The organism is Kitasatospora sp. NPDC057692, assembly GCF_042799475.1.
In the GTDB taxonomy this organism is placed as follows: Bacteria; Actinomycetota; Actinomycetes; order Streptomycetales; family Streptomycetaceae; genus Kitasatospora.
This window is the reverse complement of sequence record NZ_JBHVIV010000064.1, coordinates 1-21,712: the sequence shown is the minus strand read 5'-3', so window position 1 is coordinate 21,712 and position 21,712 is coordinate 1. Positions and strand designations below refer to the sequence as shown.

Sequence of the window (21,712 nt, the reverse complement as noted above, 5' to 3'; positions counted from 1 at the left end):
CTCCGGGGTGGGAACGGGAACGGGAACGCGAAAGGGGTGCCGAGGAAGCCTCGGCACCCCCGCGCGGGACGGCTACCGGCCGTTGAAGGCGTCCTTCAGCCGGGAGAACAGCCCCTGCTGCCCGGGCGCGAACTGGCCGGACGGCCGCTCCTCGCCGCGCAGCACCGCCAGGCGGCGCAGCAGGTCCTCCTGCTCGGCGTCGAGCTTGGTGGGCGTCTGCACCTCGACGTGCACTATCAGGTCGCCCCGGCCGCCGCCGCGCAGGTGGGTGATGCCCCGGCCGTGCAGCGGGATGGACTGGCCGGACTGGGTGCCGGGCCGGATGTCGACCTCCTCCACCCCGTCCAGGGTCTGCAGCGGCACCTGGGTGCCGAGCGAGGCGGCCGTCATCGGGATGGTGACGGTGCAGTGCAGGTCGTCGCCGCGCCGCTGGAACACCGCGTGGGTGGTCTCGGCGATCTCGACGTAGAGGTCGCCGGCCGGGCCGCCGCCGGGGCCGACCTCGCCCTCGCCGGCCAGCTGGATCCGGGTGCCGTTGTCGACACCGGCGGGGATCTTGACGGTCAGGGTGCGGCGGGCGCGGACCCGGCCGTCGCCGGCGCACTCCGGGCACGGGGTCGGCACGACGGTGCCGAAGCCCTGGCACTGCGGGCAGGGGCGGGAGGTCATGACCTGGCCCAGGAAGGACCGGGTGACCTGGGAGACCTCGCCCTTGCCGCGGCACATGTCGCAGGTCTGCGCGGAGGTGCCGGGCGCGGCGCCCTCGCCGCTGCAGGTGGTGCAGGTGACGGCGGTGTCGACCTGGAGTTCCTTGGTGGTGCCGAACGCGGCCTCCTCCAGGGTGATCTCCAGGCGGATCATGGCGTCCTGGCCGCGCCGGGTCCGCGAGCGCGGCCCGCGCTGGCCGGAGGCCGCGCCGAAGAAGGCGTCCATGATGTCGGAGAAGCCGAAGCCGGCCGCGCCCGCGCCGAAGCCGCCCGCCCCGCCGCCCCCGCCGTTGGGCGAGAGCGGGTCGCCGCCGAGGTCGTAGACCTGGCGCTTCTGCGGGTCGGAGAGCACCTCGTAGGCGGCGTTGATCTCCTTGAACCGCTCCTGCGTCTTCGGGTCCGGGTTGACGTCCGGGTGCAGTTCGCGCGCCAGGCGCCGGAACGCCTTCTTGATCTCGTCCTGCCCCGCATCCCGTCGGACGCCGAGTACCGCGTAGTAGTCCGTGGCCACCAAATGCTCCGCTTGTTCCGCCTGTAAGAGTGCTTGCGACTGCGGTCACCATCAGATCCGATGGTGACCGTTCCTACGATTCGGCCAGGATCTGGCCCACGTACCGTGCCACCGCTCGCACCGCCCCCATTGTGCCCGGATAGTCCATCCGGGTCGGACCGATCACACCCAGTTTGGCCACGCTTTCGTCGCCCGAACCGTAACCGACCGAGACGACCGACGTGGAATTCAGCCCCTCGTAGGCGTTCTCGCGGCCGATCCGGACCGTCATCCCGGCGTCCGCGGTCTCACCCAGGAGGCGGAGCAGGACGACCTGCTCCTCCAGTGCTTCGAGCACCGGCTGGATGGTCAGCGGGAAGTCGTGGCCGAAACGGGTCAGGTTGGCCGTGCCGGCCAGCATGATCCGCTCCTCGCTCTGCTCGGCGAGCGTCTCGAAGAGCGTCGCCAGCACGGTGGTCACGGTCGGCCGGTCGGCCGCCTCGAACAGCGAGGGCAGCTCGTCCAGCAGCCCGGGGACGTCCGGGAGCCGCTGGCCGGCGGCCCCGGTGTTGACCCGGGCCCGCAGGTCCGCCAGCAGGGTCTCGCCGACCGCGCCGGGGCAGTCCACCAGCCGCTGCTCGACCCGGCCGGTGTTGGTGATCAGCACCAGCATCACCTTCGCCGGGGCCAGTGCGACCAGCTCGATGTGCCGCACCGTGGAGCGGCTCAGCGAGGGGTACTGCACCACCGCGACCTGGCGGGTCAGCTGGGCCAGCAGCCGCACCGTGCGGGCGACCACGTCGTCGAGGTCCACCGCGCCGTCCAGGAAGTGCCGGATCGCCCGCCGCTCGGGCGCGCTCATCGGCTTGACCTCGGCCAGCTTGTCGACGAACAGCCGGTAGCCCTTGTCGGTGGGGATCCGCCCGGCGCTGGTGTGCGGCTGGTGGATGTAGCCCTCCTCCTCCAGCGCCGCCATGTCGTTGCGGACGGTGGCCGGGGAGACCCCGAGGTTGTGCCGGTCCACCAGGGCCTTGGAGCCGACCGGCTCCTCCGTCCCCACGTAGTCCTGGACGATCGCGCGAAGCACCGCGAGCTTGCGGTCGTCGAGCTGGCGGACCTCACCGGCCATGGGGCACGCACCTCCGTCTTCACGCGTTGTCCGTTGTGACACGCCGTCGTGGCATGTGTCCGCATTTCGAGCTGTCGGGCCGGCCCCGAGGGACCCGGCCTTGGCACTCTGAACGCCTGAGTGCCAGAACCGTACCTGCCAGTGTAAGGCCCGGGTCCGACGGCAGGAACGGCCCGGCCGGGGTGATCCTGCCCGCAGTCGGCGGCGCGCGGATGATGCCGAGGGCCCGCCCTGGTGGCAGCATCGAAAGCGGACGGCGAACGGAGGAACAGCGATGTCGACCTCGGGCCCCCACACCCGTTTCGCCCCCGACCGCGGCCTGACCGGCCGGATGGTGGGGACGATGTTCCTGATCGGGCTGCTGTACGTCGGGTTCACCGGGCTGCTGATCGCCCTGCTGCGCGGCGCCTGGCCGATCATCGTCCTGGTCTCCGGCGGCCTGTTCGTCGCCCAGTTCTGGTTCAGCGACCGGATCACCGAGCGGGCCATGGGCGCCCACCCGGTCACCCCGGAGCAGTACCCGCAGCTGCACGGCGCCGTCGACCGGCTCTGCGCGCTCGCCGACATGCCCAAACCCCGGGTGGCCGTCGCCCGGAACGACATGCCGAACGCCTTCGCCACCGGCCGCAACCCGCAGAAGGCCGTGGTCTGCGTCACCACCGGCCTGCTGCGCCGGCTGGAACCGGAGGAGCTGGAGGGCGTGCTCGCCCACGAGCTGTCGCACGTCGCCCACCGGGACGTCGCCGTGATGACGGTGGCCGGCTTCCTCGGCGTGCTGGCCGGAGCGATGACCAGGATCGCGATGTACGGCGGCTTCATGGGCGGCGGGCGCAACAGCAACGACCCCAACGCGGCGATCGTCGCGCTGGTCGTCCCGCTGGTGTCGATCGCCGTCTACGCGATCAGCTTCCTGCTGACCCGGCTGCTCTCCCGCTACCGGGAGCTGGCCGCCGACCGGGCCGCCGCCCAGCTCACCGGCCGGCCCAGCGCGCTGGCCTCGGCGCTCACCAAGGTGACCGGCCAGATCGCCGCCATCCCGACCAAGGACCTGCGCCAGGCGCAGCCCTACAACGCCTTCTACTTCGCCCCCGCGCTGAGCGCCCGCGAGGCCGCCACCCAGCTGTTCTCCACCCACCCGACGCTGGAGCAGCGGCTGGCCCAGCTCGCGAAGATCTCCGCCCGGCTCGGCCGGTGACCCGCTGACCGTCGACCCGTTGACCCGTTGACCGTTGACCCGACCTCCGGAAGGACCGCCGTGGGAATCCTGGACGCGCTGTTCGGCCGCAGCAGGCCCGTCAGGCCCGACCTCGACCAGCTGTTCGGGGTGCCGTCCGCCGCGCTGACGCTGGAGGCCGGGGCGGGCCTGCGGCCCACCGGCCTCGGCTCGGTCTGCTTCGCCTCGGTCGAGGGCGGGGCGTTCGACGAGGTCGAGCGGCAGGTCCGGGCGCTGCTCGACGCCGACACCGGGCGCGGCGGGGTCCCCGTCGAGGCGTCCAGGGACGACTACGGCTACTCCTGGCTGCTCGCCCGGCACGCCCCCGAGGAGCTGCCGGAGCTGGTCAACGACCTGCACGCGGTCAACAGCGAACTGGAGGCCAACGGCTTCGGGCCGCAGCTGCTCTGCTCGCTGGTCGGCTTCCGCGACGCCTCGGGGCGGCGGCCGCTGGCCCTGGTCTACCTGTACAAGCGCGGCACCTTCTACCCGTTCGCCCCGCTGCCGGGCGGCGGGGAGAAGCGCGACAGCCCGCTGGAGCTGGAGGTCAACGCCATGCTCGGCAACGACCTGCGGCTGGAGAAGGACCTCACCCGCTGGTTCCCGGTCTGGGGCGCGCCGGGGCTGTGAAAACCGGTGGCCGGGAAGGCCCGGGGCCCCTAGGGTCCGGGCGTGATCAACTGGACCGAGATCGAGACCGCCGCCCCGACCCCCGAGCTGCTCGCCGCCGTGAGCGCCGCGCTGCGCTCCCCCGACCCGCATGTGCGCGACACCCTCGCCTACGAGCAGCTGTGCCGCTGGGTGCCGCTGCTCGGCCCGCAGGAGCGCCTCGCCCTCGGCGACGAGATGGCCGGGCGGCTGGCCGACCCCGAGATCCAGGCCCGCACCTTCGCGCCGCTGGTCCTCGCCGAACTCGCCGACGCCGGAGCCCACCGCCCGGCCTGGCTGGACGCCTTCGCCCGCTGGTACCCGGGCGAGAGCGACCTGCGGGGCTGGGACCCGGCGCTCGGCTGGCTGCACGCCGTCGCGCACGGCGCCGACTACCTGGCCGCCCTGGGCCGCGGCCCGCTGCTCGCCGACCCGACACCGCTGCTGGAGCTGGCCGCCGCCCGGCTGCTCGCCCCCACCGACCACGTGCTGGACGCCATGGAGGACGACCGGCTCGGCCGCGCCGCCGCCCAGATCCTCACCCGCCCCGAGCTGACCGAGCGGCAGGCGCTCGGCTGGCTCGACCCGATCGCCGCCCAGCCGCCGCGCCGCCCCTCCGCGACCGGCCGCGGCGTGCCCCCGGTCGTCTCCAACACCCTGCGCACGCTGCGGATGCTGTACGTGCTCGCCGACCGGGGCGTGCGCCTGGACCGCGGCGGGGACCCGGTGCCGCTGCCGCACTCGGCGGCGCTGCGCGAGCGGATCGCCGGGATCCTGGTGGTGAACTCGCCGTTCACCGGCTGACGCCCCGCGGGCTCCCGGGCCTCGTAGACTCCGGGGAATGCGCAGCCGCCAGTACGGACCCGATCTGACCCCGCCGTGGAAGAAGCAGGCGCCCGCCCCGGAGGTGCCCGCCGAGCGGGACCTGGTGGTCGAGGAGGCGGCGAGCGGCTTCTGCGGGGCGGTGGTGCGCTGCGAGAAGACCGCGGAGGGCTTCACCGTCACCCTGGAGGACCGGTTCGGCAAGCACCGGGTCTTCCCGATGGTCCCGCGCGGCTTCCTGCTGGAGGGCCGGGCGGTCACCCTGGTCCGGCCCGCCGGCCCGGCCCCCTCCCGCGCCCCCGGCCGCACCGCCTCCGGCTCGGTCGCCGTCCCCGGTGCCCGCGCCCGGGTGGCCCGGGAGTCGCGGATCTACGTCGAGGGCCGGCACGACGCCGAGCTGGTGGAGCGGGTCTGGGGCGACGACCTGCGGATCGAGGGCGTGGTCGTCGAGTACCTGGAGGGCGTCGACGACCTGCCCGCGATCGTCGCCGACTTCGCCCCCGGCCCGGGCCGGCGCCTCGGCGTCCTGGTCGACCACCTGCTCCCCGGCACCAAGGAGCACCGCATCGCCGCCCGGGTCACCAGCCCGCACGTGCTGGTCGTCGGCCACCCCTACATCGACGTCTGGCAGGCCGTGAAGCCCTCCTCCGTCGGCGTCCCCGCCTGGCCGGCCGTCCCCCGCGGCGAGGACTTCAAGCTCGGCACCTGCCGCCGCCTGGGCTGGCCCGAGGACACCCCCGCCGCCTGGAAGCGCATCCTCGCCGCGGTGGACTCCTTCAAGGACCTGGAGCCCGAACTCCTGGGCCGCGTCGAGGAGCTGATCGACTTCGTCACCCTGCCGGATCAGGAGTAGGTCCGGAACTCCGACGTGTCGAGGACCACCCCGACCAGGTCGACCGGCACGGGCTCGCCGAACTTGGTGGTCCGCTCGACCGCGTAGTCCGGCAGCCCCGAGGCCGCCGCCTGGCTCGGCTCGGTGAGCAGCACGCAGACGCCCTTGATCGGATCGACGATCAGGTAGGCCGGAACGGTGCCCTCCGCGTAGAGCTCCCGCTTGGTCCGGTAGTCGCGCAGCACGCTGGTCCTGGACACCACCTCGACCACCAGCGTCACGGACGGCGCGGAGAGCAGCCGCCCGGGGCCCTCGGCGGCCCCCCGCTCGATCACCACCAGGTCCGGCTGGGGCTCGCTGCCGTCGGCGGGGAACGCCACGTCCTGCGTCTGCAGCCGATGCCATCGCGTGCGGGGGATCTGGTCGACGATCGACTCGACGATGAGGTTGTGGGCCAGGTCCGGCCCCGCCATCATCACGATTTCCCCCCTGATGAGCTCGGCCTTGCAGCCCTCCGGGACCTCCAGGTTCTCGAAGATCCCCGTCATCCGATCATCGATGGCGGTCATGGCGCGCTCCCTCCGACGGCTGACACCACGGTAACGACACTCAGTCCACCAGGTCACGCACCACCGCGTCGGCCAGCAGGCGGCCCTGGAGGGTGAGGGCGGCGCGGCCCCGTTCGTAGGGGGCGGGGGCGAGGAGGCCGTCGGCGAGGGCGCGGGCGGCGGCCTCGCGGCCGGTGTCGGCGAGGAGGTCGAGCGGGATCCCCTCGGCGAGGCGCAGTTCGAGCAGGATGCGCTCGACGCGGCGGTCCTCGGCGGTGAGGCGCTCGCGGCCCTGGGCGGGGGTGCGGTGCTCGGCGAGGGCCCGGGCGTAGGCGGCGGGGTGCTTGGCGTTCCACCAGCGCACGCCGCCGACGTGGCTGTGCGCGCCGGGGCCGGCGCCCCACCAGTCGCCGCCGGTCCAGTACAGCTCGTTGTGGCGGCAGCGGCCCTCGGGGGTGGTGGACCAGTTGGAGACCTCGTACCAGGAGTAGCCGGCGGCGGCCAGCGCCTCCTCGGCGATCAGGTAGCGGTCGGCGTGCACGTCGTCGTCGATCATCGGCAGCTCGCCGCGCCCGACCCGGGCGGCCAGCCGGGTGCCCTCCTCGACGATCAGCGAGTAGGCGGAGACGTGGTCGGGGCCGGCGCCGATCGCGGCGTCCAGGGAGGCCCGCCAGTCGTCGTCGGACTCGCCGGGGGTGCCGTAGATGAGGTCGAGGTTGACGTGCTCGAAGCCGGCCGCGCGGGCCTCGGCGACGCAGGCCTCGGGGCGGCCGGGGGTGTGGTGGCGGTCGAGCAGCCGCAGCACGTGCGGGCGGGCCGACTGCATGCCGAAGGAGATCCGGTTGTAGCCGCCCTCGCGCAGCTCCGCCAGGTACGCCGGGTCCACCGACTCCGGGTTGGCCTCGGTGGTGACCTCGGCGCCGTCGGCGAGCCCGAACTCGTCGCGGACCGCGGCGAGCATCCGCACCAGGTCGCGGGCCGGCAGCAGGGTCGGGGTGCCGCCGCCCAGGAAGACGGTGCTCACCGGCGGCGCGTCCGCGCCGAGCACCCGCCGGGCGAGGCGGATCTCGGCGACCACGTTGTCCGCGTAGGTCTCCTGGGAGGCGACGGTGCCCGAGGAGCGCAGCTCGGTGGCGGTGTAGGTGTTGAAGTCGCAGTAGCCGCAGCGGCTGGCGCAGTAGGGCACGTGCAGGTAGAAGCCGAACGGCCGCGAGCCCAGCCCGTCGAGGGCGTGCGCGGGCAGGGAACCGTCGGACGGCACCGGTTCGCCGTCGGGAAGTGCGGAGGGCATGACCCCATTGTCCCGTACCGCCGGGGCCGTCCGTCCCGTACGGCCCCGCGGGCCGTACGGGACGGGCGGGTCAGGCCTCGTTGGCGCCCTCGTACATCGCGGTGACCGCCTCGGCGTAGGTCCGCTCCACCACCGGGCGCTTGATCTTCAGGCTCGGGGTGAGCTCGCCGTGCTCGACGTCCAGGTCGCGCGGCAGCAGGTGGAACCTCTTGATCGTCTGCCAGCGCTGCAGCCGGCCGTTGAGCCGCCGCACGAAGCCCTCGATCAGCTCGCGGGTCCGCGGGTCGGCGACCACCTCGGCGTAGGACGCGCCGGCCATGCCGTGCTCGGCCGCCCACGGCATGATCACCGCCTCGTCCAGGCCGATCAGCGCGGTGCAGTAGTTGCGGCCGTTGCCGATCACCAGGATGTTGCTGACGAACGGGCAGGACGCCTTGAACCTGCCCTCCACCTCGCTCGGCGCGACGTACTTGCCGCCGGAGGTCTTGAACAGGTCCTTCTTGCGGTCGGTGATCCGCAGGAAGCCGTCCGGGGACAGCTCGCCGATGTCCTCGGTGTGGAACCAGCCGTCCGCCTCCAGCACCTCGGCGGTCTTCTCCGGCAGGTTGTGGTAGCCGCGCATGACGCCGGGGCCGCGCAGCAGGATCTCGCCGTCGTCGGCGATCCGCACCTCGGTGCCCGGCAGCGGCCGGCCCACCGTGCCCACCCGGATGTCCTCGGCCCGGTTGACGCAGGAGCCGGCGCTGGTCTCGGACAGCCCGTAGCCCTCCAGGATCGGCACCCCGGCGCCGACGAAGAAGTAGCCGATCTCCGGGGCCAGCGCGGCGCTGCCGGACACCGCCCCGCGCAGCCGCCCGCCGAACGCGGCCCGGATCTTCGCGTACACCAGCCTGTCGGCGAGCGCGTGCTTCATCCGCAGCACCGCCGGGGCGCTGCCCACGCCGGTCGCCACCCGGCTCTCCTGGACCGCGCGGGCGTGGTCGCGGGCGGTGCGCGCCGCCCACAGGAAGATCTTGTACTTGGCGCCGCCCTCGGCCCGGGCCCTGCCGGCGATGCCGTTGTAGACCTTCTCGAAGATCCGCGGCGCCGAGGCCATGATGGTCGGCCGGATCACCGGGAGGTTGTGGATGATCCGGTCCACCCGGCCGTCCAGCGCCATCACGTGCCCGGTCGCGATCTGCCCCGAGATCAGGGTCTTGCCGAAAACGTGCGACAGCGGCAGCCACATGAACTGCACGTCGTCCGCGGCCAGCAGCCCGCTCGCCTCCTGCGCCCGCCCCTCGTAGGCCCAGCAGTCGTGCACCAGGCGCACGCCCTTGGGGCGCCCGGTGGTGCCGGAGGTGTAGATGAGGGTGGCCAGCTGCTCCTTGTCGAGGGCGGCGACCGCCTTCTCGACCGCGTCCGGGTGCGCGGCCAGGTGCTCGGCGCCGAGCCGCTCCAGCTCGGCGAAGGTGATCACCCGCAGCCGGCCCGCCGACGGGGGCCCGTCCGGCGCGTCGAACAGGATCACCGTCTCCAGCCCGGGCAGCCGGTCCAGTTCGGCGACCACCTTGTCCAGCTGGACGGCGTTCTCGGCGAACAGGGCCCGGGAGCCGGAGTCGGAGAGGATGAACGCCGTCTCGTCGGCGTTGGTGCTCGGGTAGACGGCCGTGGTGGCCGCGCCCGCGCACATGTTGCCGAGGTCGGCGAGGATCCACTCCAGCCGGGTGGAGGAGGCCAGCGCCACCCGGTCCTCCGCCTCGATGCCCAGCGAGAGCAGGCCGGCCGCCACCGCGTGCACCCGGGCCGCGGTCTGCGCCCAGGTCAGCGACCGCCACTGCTCGGCGCCGGGGGTGCTGTCCGCCGCGTGCTCGTCCACCGGGACGGGGTAGCGGTATGCCTCGCCGCCCGGGGTCAGCGCGACCCGCTCCTGGAACAGGTGGGCGACGGAAGCGGGACGCCCGGCGACGATGTCGGGACGGCCGGAGTCGATCAGGGACTGCGCGGAACTCAACGAGGACCTCCGGAGGCGGGTGGCCGTCTGAACGGGGTGGCGTCCGTGGGGGCGGCCGCCGGCCCCCAGGCAACCGGAGCCGATACCGGCGAGTAACAAGAGGGCTGTCAGCAGCCTAGGGGGAAACCGGTCATTCCGTAAGAGGGCGGGCCGAGGCGGCACTCTCCCGGACCGCCGGTGCACGGCACCACCGGGCCCCGCGGAACGTTCGGCAAAGGGCTGGACAAAGATCCGGCTCGCTTGCCCGGAATCTCCTGTGCCGGCCTCCCGAACAACGAGAATTGGGATGCCAACGCCGCCGCCGACGACAAGAGTGAGCCAGTGCTGATCAGACTGCTCAGGGCGTACCTGCGCCCCTACACCCGACCGATCATCCTGCTGGTGCTGCTCCAGCTGGTCTCCACCCTCGGGCTGCTCTACCTGCCCACACTCAACGCCGACATCATCGACAGCGGCGTGATCAAGGGGGACACCGGCTACATCCTGCGCGTGGGCGCCGTGATGATCGGCGTCACCCTCCTGCAGACCCTCTGCTCCATCTGCGCCGTCTACTACGGCGCGCGCACCGCCATGGCGGTGGGCCGCGACATCCGGGCCGCCGTCTTCGACCGGGTCCAGGGCTTCTCCGCCCGCGAGGTCGGCCAGTTCGGCGCCCCCTCCCTCATCACCCGCACCACCAACGACGTCCAGCAGGTCCAGATGCTGGTCCTGATGTCGTTCACCCTGATGGTCGCCGCACCGATCATGTGCGTCGGCGGCATCATCATGGCCCTCAACCAGGACGTGCCGCTCTCCGGACTGCTGCTGGCCGTCGTCCCCCTGCTCGGCCTCGTCGTCGCCCTCCTGGTCCGCCGGCTGCGCCCGCGCTTCCGCAGCATGCAGGAGAAGATCGACACCGTGAACCGGGTGCTGCGCGAGCAGATCACCGGCATCCGGGTCATCCGCGCCTTCGTCAAGGACGACCACGAGCAGAACCGGTTCGCCGGCGCCAACGGCGACCTCACCGACGTCTCGCTGCAGGTCGGCAAGCTGATGGCCTACCTGTTCCCGAGCGTCATGCTCGTCGTCAACGTCTCCAGCGTCGCCGTCCTGTGGTTCGGCGCCCACCGGATCAACAGCGGCGACATGGAGATCGGCGCCCTGACCGCGTTCCTCTCCTACCTGCTGCAGATCCTCATGAGCGTCATGATGGCCACCTTCATGTTCATGATGGTGCCGCGCGCCGAGGTCTGCGCCGAACGCATCCAGGAGGTGCTCGACACCTCCTCCAGCGTCGTGCCGCCCGCCGCCCCGATCACCGAGGTGCTGCGCCGCGGCCACCTCGAACTGCGCGACGTCGACTTCCGCTACCCCGGCGCCGAGGCCTCCGTGCTGCGCGGCATCGGCATCACCGCCCGCCCCGGCGAGACCACCGCCGTCATCGGCTCCACCGGCAGCGGCAAGTCCACCCTGCTCGGGCTCGTCCCCCGGCTCTTCGACACCACCTCCGGCCAGGTCCTGCTCGGCGGCGTCGACGTCCGCGAACTCGACCCCGCCGCACTCTCCGACAGCGTCGGCCTCGTCCCGCAGAAGCCCTACCTGTTCACCGGCACCGTCGCCAGCAACCTGCGCTACGGCCGGCCCGACGCCACCGACGAGGAACTCTGGCACGCCCTGGAGATCGCCCAGGCCAAGGACTTCGTCGAACAGCTCCCCGAGGGCCTCGACGCGCCCATCTCCCAGGGCGGCGCCAACGTCTCCGGCGGCCAGCGCCAGCGCCTGGCCATCGCCCGCACCCTGGTGCGCCGGCCCGACGTCTACCTCTTCGACGACTCCTTCTCCGCGCTCGACTACGCCACCGACGCCAAGCTGCGCAAGGCGCTGGCCCGGGAGACCTCCGAGGCCACCGTGGTGATCGTCGCCCAGCGCGTCTCCACCATCCGCGACGCCGACCGGATCATCGTCCTGGACGAGGGCGCCGTCGTCGGCAGCGGCACCCACGGCGAGCTCATGGCCGGCAATCCGACGTACCGGGAGATCGTGCTCTCCCAGCTCACCGAGCAGGAGGCGGCGTGACCAGCCCCGACAAGTCCGCGCCCGGCTTCGACAAGGCGCCCGGCGGACGTCCGGGCGGCCCCGGAGGCCCCGGAGGCCCCGGAGGGCCCAACGGCGCGGGCGGCCCCGGCGGCCCCGGCGCGGGCGGCCGTCCGCCCCAGGCCGGCGACTCGCAGGCCGCCGCCGCCCGCCGCGGACCCGCCGGCCCCGGCCGCTTCATGGGCGGCCAGGGCGCCGAGAAGTCCATGGACTTCAAGGCCTCCGGCAAGCGGCTGCTCAAACTGCTCCGCCCCGAGCGCGCCCTCATCGCCGGCGTCCTCGCCCTCGGCGTCCTCAGCATCGGCGCCGCCATCGTCGGCCCCAAGATCCTCGGCCACGCCACCGACCTGATCTTCGCCGGCGTCGTCAGCAACCGCTTCCCCGCCGACGCCTCCAAGCAGCAGATCATCGACGGCCTGCGCGCCCGCGGCGACGGCGACCTCGCCAACCTGCTCTCCTCCGTCGACTTCGCCCCCGGCCACGGCATGGACTTCGGCGCCATCGGCACCGTCCTGCTCTGGGTCCTGGCCATCTACGTCGCCTCCGCCGCCTTCGGCATCGTCCAGGGCCGCCTCGCCGCCCGCGCCATCCAGCGCGCCGGCTACCGGCTGCGCCAGGACACCGAGGCCAAGCTCGCCCGGCTGCCGCTCAGCTACTTCGACAAGCAGCCCCGCGGCGAGGTCCTCAGCCGGGTCACCAACGACATCGACAACATCAGCCAGACCATGCAGCAGACCATGGGCCAGGTGGTCAACTCGCTGCTCACCGTCGTCGGCGTGCTCGCCATGATGTTCTGGATCTCCTGGCTGCTCGCCCTCATCGCGCTGATCGCCGTCCCGCTGTCCGTCGTCGTCGCCACCCGCGTCGGCAAGCGCGCCCAGCCCCAGTTCGTCCAGCAGTGGAAGTCCACCGGGCAGCTCAACGCGCACATCGAGGAGATGTACACCGGCCACGCCCTGGTCAAGGTCTTCGGCCGGCAGAAGGAGTCCGCCGAGACCTTCCGCGAGCACAACGAGGCCCTCTACGCCTCCAGCTTCAAGGCCCAGTTCATCTCCGGCATCATCCAGCCCGCGATGATGCTCATCGGCAACCTCCAGTACGTGCTGATCGCCGTCGTCGGCGGCCTGCGGGTGGCGAGCGGCGCGCTGTCCATCGGCGACGTCCAGGCGTTCATCCAGTACTCCCGCCAGTTCAGCCAGCCGCTCACCCAGGTCGCCAGCATGGCCAACCTGGTGCAGTCCGGCGTCGCCTCCGCCGAGCGCGTCTTCGAACTCCTCGACGCCCCCGAGCAGACCCCCGAGCCGGCCATGCCCGAACGGCCCGACACCCTGCGCGGCCGGGTCGTCTTCCAGGACGTCGCCTTCCGCTACGACCCCGGCAAGCCGCTCATCGAGGACCTCTCGCTCAAGGTCGAGCCCGGCCAGACCGTCGCCATCGTCGGACCCACCGGCGCCGGCAAGACCACCATGGTCAACCTGCTGATGCGGTTCTACGAGGTCAGCTCCGGACGGATCACCCTCGACGGCGTCGACATCGCCGCGATGTCCCGCGAGGAACTGCGCTCCGGCATCGGCATGGTCCTCCAGGACACCTGGCTGTTCGGCGGCACCATCGCCGACAACATCGCCTACGGCGCCGAGGGGGCCACCCGCGAGCAGGTCGTCGAGGCCGCCCGGGCCGCCCACGTCGACCGCTTCGTGCGCACCCTCCCCGAGGGCTACGACACCGTCATCGACGACGAGGGCACCGGCGTCAGCGCCGGCGAGAAGCAGCTCATCACCATCGCCCGCGCCTTCCTCGCCCAGCCCTCGATCCTCGTCCTCGACGAGGCCACCAGCTCCGTCGACACCCGCACCGAGGTGCTCATCCAGCGGGCCATGGCCCGGCTGCGCACCGGGCGCACCAGCTTCGTCATCGCCCACCGGCTCTCCACCATCCGGGACGCCGACGTGATCCTCGTGATGGAGAACGGCTCCATCGTCGAGCAGGGCGGCCACGACGAGCTGATCGCCGCCGGCGGGGCCTACGCCCGGCTCTACCAGGCGCAGTTCGCCGAGGCGGTCGCCGAGGTCGAGTAGCCCCCGCGGCCACCGGGAGCCCGGGGCGGACGGTCCTCGCGTCCGCCCCGGGCTCCCGCGCGTCCGGGCCCGCCGCCCTCGGCCGCCGCGGGGGCGGGCGCTACCGTAAGGGGCGTGAGTGACGAACCGTCGGCGAACGCCGCCCAGCCCGCCTCCCGGCCCGGTGCCCGGCCCGCCGCCGGCGTGTCCGGAGGTGCCGGCACGCCCGCCGGCGCCGCCGACCCGGACGCCTTCGAGGTCCACCGGCGCTACCTCGGCTCCGTCGCCTACCGGATGCTCGGCTCCTTCACCGACGCCGAGGACGTCCTCCAGGAGGCCTGGCTGCGCTGGCGCGCCGCCGACCGCACCGCCGTCGCCGACCCGCGCGCCTACCTCACCACCGTCGTCACCCGCCTCTGCTACGACCAGCTCGGCTCCGCCCGGGCCCGCCGCGAGTCCTACTTCGGCGAATGGCTGCCCGAGCCGTCCCTCTCCTACCAGGACGCCCCCGCCTCCCCCGCCGACCTCGCCGAGCGCGGCGAATCCGTCTCGCTCGCGCTGCTCGCCGTGCTCGAACAGCTCACCCCCGCCGAACGCGCCGCCTTCGTCCTGCACGACGTCTTCGCGGTCGGCTTCGACGAGATCGCCGCCTCCCTCGACCGCAGCCCCGACGCCACCCGCCAGCTCGCCTCCCGCGCCCGCCGCCGGGTCAAGGACGGCGGCCGCCGGGCCACCGCCGACCCCGCCGAGCACCGGCAGGCCGTCGAGGCGTTCGCCGCCGCCAGCGCCCGCGGCGACATCGAGGGCCTGCTCGCCGTCCTCGACCCCGACATCGTCTGGCACTCCGACGGCGGCGGCGTCGTCAGCGCCGGCGCCCGCCCGGTGCTCGGCGCCGTCAAGGTGTCCCGGCTCGTGCTCGGCCTGGTCTCCAAGTGGGTCACCGCCGAGGCCGCCGTGGAGTTCGCCCTGGTCAACGGCGAGCCCGGCCTGGTCTGGTACGCGCGGCCCGGCGTGGTCGGCGGCGTGATGGCCTTCGCCGTCGCCGACGGCCGGATCACCGAGGCGTTCGCCGTGGTCAACCCGGAGAAGCTCGCCCACCTCGACGGCCTCACCACCCCTCCGGGAGTGTGACGCAGGTCACCGTCACACTCCCGCGGGCGCCGTCGTCCCCCTTCCGAACACGCGGAGAAGCGCTCCCCGGCCACCCCGGGGAGGCCGGGAGAGGACGCCGACGACGGCGCCACGAAGGAGCGGGACGACATGACCGACAAGCAGATCGTCGTACTGGGCGCCGGCTATGCGGGCCTCGCCGCCGCGACCCGGGCCGGAAAGCGCGGCCGGGTCACCCTGGTCGCCCCCGAGAGCCGCATCCTGCACCGCATCCGCCAGCACGAGACCACCGCCGGCATCCCCGTGCCCCGGCCCGCCGTCGCCGAGGTGCTGCGCGGCCGCGGCGTGCGGCACGTCCGGGCCCGCGCCACCGAGCTCGACCTCGCCGGCCGCAAGGTCCTCCTCGACAACGGCGAGACCCTCGCCTACGACACCCTCGTCTACGCCCTCGGCAGCCGCACCGCCTGGCACGGCGTCCCCGGCGCCGCCGAGCACGCCCACCCCGTCGAGCGGGCCACCGAGGTCGCCGAGCGGCTGCGCACCGCCGAGCGCCCCGGCACCGTCGCGGTCGTCGGCGGCGGCGCCACCGGCATCGAGCTGGCCGCCGAACTCGCCGAGGCCCACCCCCGCTGGACCGTGCGGATCGTCGCCGCCGACCGGGTCGGCGGCTGGTTCTCGGCCAAGGGCCACGACCACGTCCACCGCGTACTGCGCGGACTCGGCGTCGGGATCCACGAGCACAGCGCCGTCACCGCCGTCGACGCCCGGGGCCTCACCACCGCCGCCGGCCGGATCGACGCCGACCTGGTCGTCTGGGCCGCCTCGATGGAGCCGCACCCGCTGGCGGGCGAGGCCGGCCTCGCCGTCACCCCCGCCGGACAGGCGGTCGTCGACGACCACCTGCGGTCGGTCTCGCACCCCGAGGTGTACGTGATCGGCGACGCCGCCGAGGTGACCGTCCCCGGCACCGGCACCCTGCGGATGGGCTGCGCCACCGCCCTGCCGCAGGGCCAGTACCTCGGCAAGGTGCTCACCGGGCGCACCGACAAGCCGTTCGCCTTCCGGTACGTCGTCCAGTGCCTGAGCCTCGGCCGGCGCGACGGACTGCTGCAGTTCATCCACGGCGACGACTCGATGCGGCCGGCCGTGCTCACCGGGCGCGCCGGGCGGCTGGCCAAGGCGGCGATCCTCAGGAGCGTCGTGCTGTCGCTGCGCTGAGCGGGCCGCCCGCCCCGGCGGGTGCGGCCGGGGCGGACGCCCGAGGGGCCCGGGACGCGGTGGGCGTCCCGGGCCCCTCGCGGTGGCGCCGTCGCTACTTCTTCTCGCCCTTGGGGGCCTCGGCGTCGGTGGACAGCGCGGCGATGAAGGCCTCCTGCGGGACCTCCACGCGGCCGACCATCTTCATCCGCTTCTTGCCCTCCTTCTGCTTCTCCAGCAGCTTCCGCTTGCGGGAGATGTCACCGCCGTAGCACTTGGCGAGGACGTCCTTGCGGATCGCGCGGACCGTCTCGCGGGCGATCACGCGCGAGCCGATCGCGGCCTGGATCGGCACCTCGAACTGCTGGCGCGGGATCAGCTTCTGCAGCTTGCCGGCCATCATCACGCCGTAGCCGTAGGCCTTGTCCTTGTGCACGATCGCGGAGAACGCGTCCACCGCGTCGCCGTGCAGCAGGATGTCGACCTTCACCAGGTTCGCGGTCTGCTCGCCGATGGGCTCGTAGTCCAGCGAGGCGTAGCCGCGGGTCTTGGACTTCAGCTGGTCGAAGAAGTCGAAGACGATCTCGGCGAGCGGCAGGGTGTAGCGCAGCTCGACGCGGTCCTCGGACAGGTAGTCCATGCCCTGGAGGTTGCCGCGGCGGGACTGGCACAGCTCCATGATCGCGCCGACGAACTCGTTCGGCGCCAGGATGGTGCCGCGCACGACCGGCTCGTACACCTCGGCGATCTTGCCGGTGGGGAACTCGCTCGGGTTGGTGACGGTGTGCTCGGTGCCGTCCTCCATGATCACCCGGTAGACCACGTTCGGGGCGGTGGAGATGAGGTCGAGGTTGAACTCGCGCTCCAGGCGCTCCCGGATGATCTCCAGGTGCAGCAGGCCGAGGAAGCCGCAGCGGTAGCCGAAGCCCAGCGCCACCGACGTCTCGGGCTCGTACACCAGGGCCGCGTCGTTCAGCCGCAGCTTGTCGAGCGCGTCGCGCAGCAGCGGGTAGTCCGAGCCGTCCAGCGGGTACAGGCCGGAGAACACCATCGGGCGCGGGTCCTTGTAGCCGCCCAGCGCCTCGGTGGCGCCCTTGTGCTGCGAGGTGATCGTGTCACCGACCTTGGACTGCCGGACGTCCTTCACACCGGTGATGATGTAGCCCACCTCGCCGACGCCCAGGCCGTCGGCGACCTTGGGCTCCGGCGAGATGACGCCGATCTCCAGCAGCTCGTGGGTCGCGCCGGTGGACATCATGGCGATGCGCTCGCGCTTGGTCAGCTGGCCGTCGACCACACGGACGTAGGTGACCACGCCGCGGTAGGCGTCGTACACCGAGTCGAAGATCATCGCGCGGGCCGGGGCGTCGGCGACGCCGACCGGAGCCGGGACGGTGTTGACGATGTGGTCCAGCAGGTCCTCGACGCCCAGGCCGGTCTTGGCGCTGACCTTCAGCACGTCGGCCGGGTCGCAGCCGATGATGTGCGCGATCTCCTCGGCGTACTTCTCCGGCTGGGCGGCCGGCAGGTCGATCTTGTTCAGCACCGGGACGATCGTGAGGTCGTTCTCCAGCGCCAGGTACAGGTTGGCGAGGGTCTGCGCCTCGATGCCCTGGGCCGCGTCGACGACCAGGATGGTGCCCTCGCAGGCCGCGAGGGAGCGGGACACCTCGTACGTGAAGTCCACGTGGCCCGGGGTGTCGATCATGTTGAGGATGTGCGTGGTCCCGGCGTCGGGGCCGGTCAGCGGCGCCCAGGGGAGTCGGACCGCCTGCGACTTGATGGTGATGCCGCGCTCGCGCTCGATGTCCATGCGGTCGAGGTACTGGGCACGCATCTGCCGCGGGTCGACCACACCGGTGATCTGCAGCATCCGGTCGGCGAGCGTCGACTTGCCGTGGTCGATGTGGGCGATGATGCAGAAGTTGCGGATCAGCGCCGGGTCGGTACGGCTGGGCTCTGGCACATTGCTGGGGGTCGCGGGCACCTTGGTCCGATTCTCCGTTGGTCCGGGGGCCGGGGGTGTCCGGATCATCGCTGACCGGCTTCCCGGGCGACCGGACGGTCGTCCGATCGAGATAGTTCCTCCCATCTTCCCACCTCCCGCGACCGGGCCGCGCGCCACCGTCCGGTTCGGGCCGCCGGACCGGGCGGCGGGAGCCTTCGCGGCGGGTGCCGGGAGGGCCCGGCGGACCTCCGGTGCGGGTTCGAGCCGGGCACGGCAGGATGGCGGGCCATGATCCTGGAAAGCGCTCTGCTCGACGTCCTGCCCGGCCGGGAGGAGGAGTTCCTCACCGCCTTCGCCGAGGCCCGTCCGCTGATCGCCGGCCGGCCCGGCTTCCGCTCCCTGGAGCTGCGCCGCTGCCTGGACGAGGGGCGCGGCTCCCGGTTCCTGCTCCAGGTGGAGTGGGAGACCCTGGCCGACCACACCGAGGGGTTCCGCCGCTCCCCCGAGTACCGGCGGTGGCGCGAACTGCTGCACCACTTCTACCGGCCGTTCCCCGAGGTCGAGCACTACGGCGAGCCGGTCCTGCGGGCCTGAGCCGGCTCCGCCCGGTTTTGGCCGGGCCCGGCGCCCCTGGTAGCGTGGGGCGCTGCACCCGGCCTCGGCATGCCCTCTCAGCTGGCCCGACGGCCGCGCGGTGCAGCCCGTTCCGACCAATGACACAGACTGAGGCACTTTCGTGGCGAACATCAAGTCCCAGATCAAGCGCAACAAGACCAACGAGAAGGCGCGCCTGCGCAACAAGGCCGTCAAGTCCTCGCTGAAGACCGCCCTGCGCAAGGCCCGTGAGGCCGCTGCCGCCGGCGAGACCGAGAAGGCCACCGAGCTGGCCCGCGCCGCCTCCAAGGCGCTGGACAAGGCCGTGAGCAAGGGCGTCATCCACGCCAACCAGGCCGCCAACAAGAAGTCGGCCATCACCAAGCGCGTCAACGCCGCCGCTCAGGCCTGACGCCCCCGGGGCCGCATCGACGGCCCCACCCCCCTCGGGACGACCCGGCCCTCTACCCGGACACCCGAGGCGCGACAAACTTCGCACCGCACGCGGCCTGCGTTCGCCACGCGGGTGCGGTGCACAGAGATTGACCGGAAGTGCCTGCTCACAGGCCTTCCCGCTACTGCCCGATCGGTCCCCACCGGTCGGGCAGTACGCGTGTCCGGGGCCGGTCCGCGCTCCGGGGGCGCGGTCGCGGTCCGCGGACCGGACGGGGCCGACGGACCTGGTCCCGGCCTCCGGTGCGACCGGGTAGGGTCCCGGGTGTTCGGCAGCCACGCCGAGGGCCCGAGGGGGGCACACATTGGGGACACCGCCGCCACCGCCACCGCCGTCGCAGAGCGGGCCCGGCTTCGCCGGCTTCCCGCCGCAGCCGTCGGCGCCCGCTCCGCACAGCACGCCCGGCTTCGGGCCGCCGCCGGGCCTGCCCAGCGCGCCCGGCGCCCCCGGCGCCCCGACGGCTCCGACCGCCCCGGACGGCGGGCGGGGCGGCGGACTGCGGCGCAACGCGGTCTGGGCGTTCGTCGGCGCGATCATCGCCTCGGTGGTCTGGACCGGCGCCGTCGTCGCGGTGCCCGGCATCGTCGGCGGCACGTCGGCCGCGAAGAGCGTCCGCGGCTACCGCACCGTCGACAAGATCTGCGAGGCGGGCAAGCTCACCGCGTTCCGGGGCAAGTACAAAATGGTGGACAACTACCCGCTGGAGCACGCCGGCCGCAGCGAGTCCATGGACGTCATGCGCTGCTACGCGCTGATGAAGCGCACGGCCGGCGACAGCGAGACCACCGACTACGCCACCCTCGACATCCGCGCCGAGCTGCACAAGGCCGTCGACTCCGTTCCCGAGTTCGCCGCCGTGCGGCACTACTTCGAGCAGCAGAAGTACGAGATCACCGATGTGCCCGGCCTCGGTGAGGAGGCCTACCTCGCGTACGGCGACGAGCCGACCAGCGCGGACAAGACCTTCCACGACATCAACTACCACCTGCAGGTCCGCGACGGCGCCATGACGTACTCGCTGTTCTGGACGGACAACTACCAGGTCGGCAAGAACCACACGCTGGACCGCGAGACCGTGCGCAAGGCCATGCTCGACGACACCCGGGACATGCTCAAGGCGATCGGCGGCGCGTAGCGGCAGCCCGGCCGGGGACAGCCGGGGTCGATCAGTACGAGGGCGCCCGGGATCCGGCCCGGGCGGCCCTCGCCACGGTCACCACGGCGCGCTCCAGGGCGAAGGCCGGGTCGTCGGACCCGCCCTTGACGGCGGCGTCCGCCTGCGCGATCGCGGTCAGGGCGGTGGCCACGGCGTCGCCCGTCCAGCCGCGCATCTGCTGGCGGACCCGCTCCACCTTCCACGGCGGCATGCCCAGCTCGCGCGCCAGGTCCGCCGGGCGCATGTTCCGTCCGGTGGTCGCCAGCCGGCCGATGCTGCGGACGCCGGAGGCCAGCGCGTAGGTGATGCCGGTGGGCGGCTGGCCGACGGCCAGCGCCCAGCGCAGCCGCTCCAGCGCCTCGGCGGCCCGGCCGGTGACCGCCAGGTCCGCCACCTCGAAGCCGGTCGCCTCGGCCCGGCCACTGTAGTAGCGGGCCACCACGGTCTCGTCGATGGCGCCCTCGACGTCGGAGGTGAGCTGGCTGCACGCGGCGGCCAGCTCGCGCAGGTCGCTGCCGAGCGCGTCCAGCAGGGCCTGGCAGGCCTCGGGGGTCGCCGAGCGGCCGAGGGTGCGGAACTCGCCGCGGACGAAGGCCAGCCGCTCGCTCGCCTTGGCGAGCTTGGCGCAGGCCACCTCGCGGCCGCCGGCCTTCCGGCCCGCGTCGAGCAGGCCCTTGCCCTTGGCGCCGCCCGCGTGCACCAGGACCATGATCACTTCTTCGGCGGGGGCCTCGATGTACGCCTTGACCTCCTTGACGGAGTCGGCGGAGAGGTCCTGGGCGGCCCTGACCACGATGACCTTGCGCTCGGCGAAGAGTGAGGGCGTGGTCAGCTCGGCCAGGCTGCCCGGCTGCAGGCCGCCCGGCGGGAGGTCCCGCACATCGGTGTCCGGGTCGGCCGCCTTGGCCGCGGCCACCACCTGGGCGACCGCACGGTCCAGCAGCAGCTCCTCCTGGCCGACCGCGAGGGTCAGCGGGGCGAGCAGGTCGTCGGGTGCACTCTTCCTGGCCATCGCCTACCAGCATCCCACGGGGGACGGACAGCTCCGTCCCTGGAGAATGGACGGGTGACCGAAGACCCCACCACCGACCTGCCGGACGACTTCGACCCGCACGCCCGGCAACTGCTCGTCCTGCCCGACCGCGACGCCGCCGAGGAGGCGGCGGAGGGGCTCAGCGCGGACCACCCCGACCTCGGCGAACTCGAAATCGTCCGCGACGCCCTCGCCGGGGAGGACGACGCCGAGGACGCCCAGTGGCTGGTGGTCGTGGAACCCCCGGAGGACGGCTGGACCCCCGCCCTCCTGCGCGCCCTCGACACCGTCGCCACCTCCCACGAGGGCTGGCGCGAGGAGAGCTGACCGCCGGGCCGCTGCGGAGTGGGGGCGGTGGGGGGGCCGCCGGACCAACACCCCCCGGGGTGGGGCGCCCCCCCCCCGAACGCGCGCCCG

Annotated in this window: 19 protein-coding genes; 12 read left to right on the top strand and 7 right to left on the bottom strand. The window is 73.1% G+C overall.

What is annotated here, in order from left to right:
• Positions 1-72 precede the first annotated feature (72 nt).
• Together dnaJ and hrcA are read right to left on the bottom strand one after the other, a co-directional pair.
• The gene (gene dnaJ / locus ACFVFS_RS29285; protein ID WP_380627762.1) at positions 73-1,218 is read right to left on the bottom strand and encodes a molecular chaperone DnaJ; all 1,146 of its coding nucleotides are present in this window, start codon (positions 1,216-1,218) and stop codon (positions 73-75) included.
• A gap of 73 nt (positions 1,219-1,291) precedes the next feature.
• Entirely contained in the window at positions 1,292-2,326 is a 1,035-nt protein-coding gene (gene hrcA, locus ACFVFS_RS29280; protein WP_380627760.1) for a heat-inducible transcriptional repressor HrcA, read from the bottom strand.
• 274 nt (positions 2,327-2,600) lie between these two features.
• Here hrcA and htpX point away from each other — a divergent pair, with 274 nt between their 5' ends.
• The 4 genes from htpX to ACFVFS_RS29260 are packed head-to-tail and all read left to right on the top strand — an operon-like array spanning position 2,601 to position 5,862.
• Positions 2,601-3,521, top strand: coding sequence for a zinc metalloprotease HtpX (gene htpX, locus ACFVFS_RS29275; RefSeq protein WP_380627759.1), 921 nt, complete (start codon positions 2,601-2,603; stop codon positions 3,519-3,521).
• Between the two features lie 60 nt (positions 3,522-3,581).
• Positions 3,582-4,169: a hypothetical protein gene (locus ACFVFS_RS29270; protein ID WP_380627757.1), complete on the top strand. Its 588-nt coding sequence runs from the start codon at positions 3,582-3,584 to the stop codon at positions 4,167-4,169.
• 42 nt (positions 4,170-4,211) lie between these two features.
• Positions 4,212-4,991 carry a DUF2785 domain-containing protein gene (locus tag ACFVFS_RS29265; protein WP_380627756.1) on the top strand — a complete coding sequence of 260 codons (780 nt, stop codon included), beginning with the start codon at positions 4,212-4,214 and terminating at the stop codon, positions 4,989-4,991.
• Between the two features lie 37 nt (positions 4,992-5,028).
• Positions 5,029-5,862, top strand: a complete 834-nt coding sequence (locus tag ACFVFS_RS29260; RefSeq protein WP_380627754.1) for a DUF3097 domain-containing protein — start codon at positions 5,029-5,031, stop codon at positions 5,860-5,862.
• On the opposite strand, the gene ACFVFS_RS29255 is transcribed toward ACFVFS_RS29260, so the two are convergent.
• The 3 genes from ACFVFS_RS29255 to ACFVFS_RS29245 all read right to left on the bottom strand — a co-directional run bounded on the left by ACFVFS_RS29255 (position 5,853) and on the right by ACFVFS_RS29245 (position 9,673).
• On the bottom strand, positions 5,853-6,410 hold the full coding sequence (locus ACFVFS_RS29255) for a Uma2 family endonuclease (RefSeq protein ID WP_380627752.1): 558 nt from the start codon (positions 6,408-6,410) through the stop codon (positions 5,853-5,855). The two genes, ACFVFS_RS29260 and ACFVFS_RS29255, sit on opposite strands and share 10 nt — an antisense overlap.
• 40 nt (positions 6,411-6,450) lie before the next feature.
• The gene (gene hemW / locus ACFVFS_RS29250; RefSeq protein ID WP_380627750.1) at positions 6,451-7,680 is read right to left on the bottom strand and encodes a radical SAM family heme chaperone HemW; all 1,230 of its coding nucleotides are present in this window, start codon (positions 7,678-7,680) and stop codon (positions 6,451-6,453) included.
• Positions 7,681-7,750: 70 nt separating this feature from the next.
• The gene (locus ACFVFS_RS29245) at positions 7,751-9,673 is read right to left on the bottom strand and encodes an AMP-dependent synthetase/ligase (RefSeq protein WP_380627748.1); all 1,923 of its coding nucleotides are present in this window, start codon (positions 9,671-9,673) and stop codon (positions 7,751-7,753) included.
• 321 nt (positions 9,674-9,994) lie between these two features.
• On the opposite strand from ACFVFS_RS29245, the gene ACFVFS_RS29240 reads away from it, so the two are divergent.
• From ACFVFS_RS29240 to ACFVFS_RS29225, 4 genes are all read left to right on the top strand, one after another.
• Positions 9,995-11,728 carry an ABC transporter ATP-binding protein gene (locus ACFVFS_RS29240; protein ID WP_380627746.1) on the top strand — a complete coding sequence of 578 codons (1,734 nt, stop codon included), beginning with the start codon at positions 9,995-9,997 and terminating at the stop codon, positions 11,726-11,728.
• A 197-nt stretch (positions 11,729-11,925) separates the two neighbouring features.
• Positions 11,926-13,824: an ABC transporter ATP-binding protein gene (locus ACFVFS_RS29235; protein ID WP_380627813.1), complete on the top strand. Its 1,899-nt coding sequence runs from the start codon at positions 11,926-11,928 to the stop codon at positions 13,822-13,824.
• Between the two features lie 114 nt (positions 13,825-13,938).
• Entirely contained in the window at positions 13,939-14,934 is a 996-nt protein-coding gene (gene sigJ, locus ACFVFS_RS29230; protein ID WP_380627745.1) for an RNA polymerase sigma factor SigJ, read from the top strand.
• Positions 14,935-15,063: 129 nt separating this feature from the next.
• On the top strand, positions 15,064-16,131 hold the full coding sequence (locus tag ACFVFS_RS29225) for an NAD(P)/FAD-dependent oxidoreductase (protein WP_380627743.1): 1,068 nt from the start codon (positions 15,064-15,066) through the stop codon (positions 16,129-16,131).
• A gap of 94 nt (positions 16,132-16,225) precedes the next feature.
• Here ACFVFS_RS29225 and lepA read toward each other — a convergent pair whose 3' ends face one another.
• Entirely contained in the window at positions 16,226-18,097 is a 1,872-nt protein-coding gene (lepA, locus tag ACFVFS_RS29220; RefSeq protein WP_380627741.1) for a translation elongation factor 4, read from the bottom strand.
• Between the two features lie 249 nt (positions 18,098-18,346).
• On the opposite strand from lepA, the gene ACFVFS_RS29215 reads away from it, so the two are divergent.
• From ACFVFS_RS29215 to ACFVFS_RS29205, 3 genes are all read left to right on the top strand, one after another.
• Entirely contained in the window at positions 18,347-18,652 is a 306-nt protein-coding gene (locus ACFVFS_RS29215; protein ID WP_380627739.1) for an antibiotic biosynthesis monooxygenase family protein, read from the top strand.
• Positions 18,653-18,794: 142 nt separating this feature from the next.
• Entirely contained in the window at positions 18,795-19,064 is a 270-nt protein-coding gene (gene rpsT / locus ACFVFS_RS29210; RefSeq protein WP_350566336.1) for a 30S ribosomal protein S20, read from the top strand.
• Between the two features lie 346 nt (positions 19,065-19,410).
• A complete protein-coding gene (locus ACFVFS_RS29205; protein ID WP_380627737.1) occupies positions 19,411-20,241 on the top strand; it encodes a hypothetical protein in 831 nt (276 codons plus the stop codon).
• Positions 20,242-20,272: 31 nt separating this feature from the next.
• Here ACFVFS_RS29205 and holA read toward each other — a convergent pair whose 3' ends face one another.
• Positions 20,273-21,274 (bottom strand): DNA polymerase III subunit delta, encoded by a 1,002-nt coding sequence (gene holA / locus ACFVFS_RS29200; RefSeq protein WP_380627735.1) that lies wholly within the window; start codon positions 21,272-21,274, stop codon positions 20,273-20,275.
• A 54-nt stretch (positions 21,275-21,328) separates the two neighbouring features.
• Here holA and ACFVFS_RS29195 point away from each other — a divergent pair, with 54 nt between their 5' ends.
• A complete protein-coding gene (locus tag ACFVFS_RS29195; RefSeq protein ID WP_380627734.1) occupies positions 21,329-21,622 on the top strand; it encodes a hypothetical protein in 294 nt (97 codons plus the stop codon).
• Positions 21,623-21,712 lie beyond the last annotated feature (90 nt).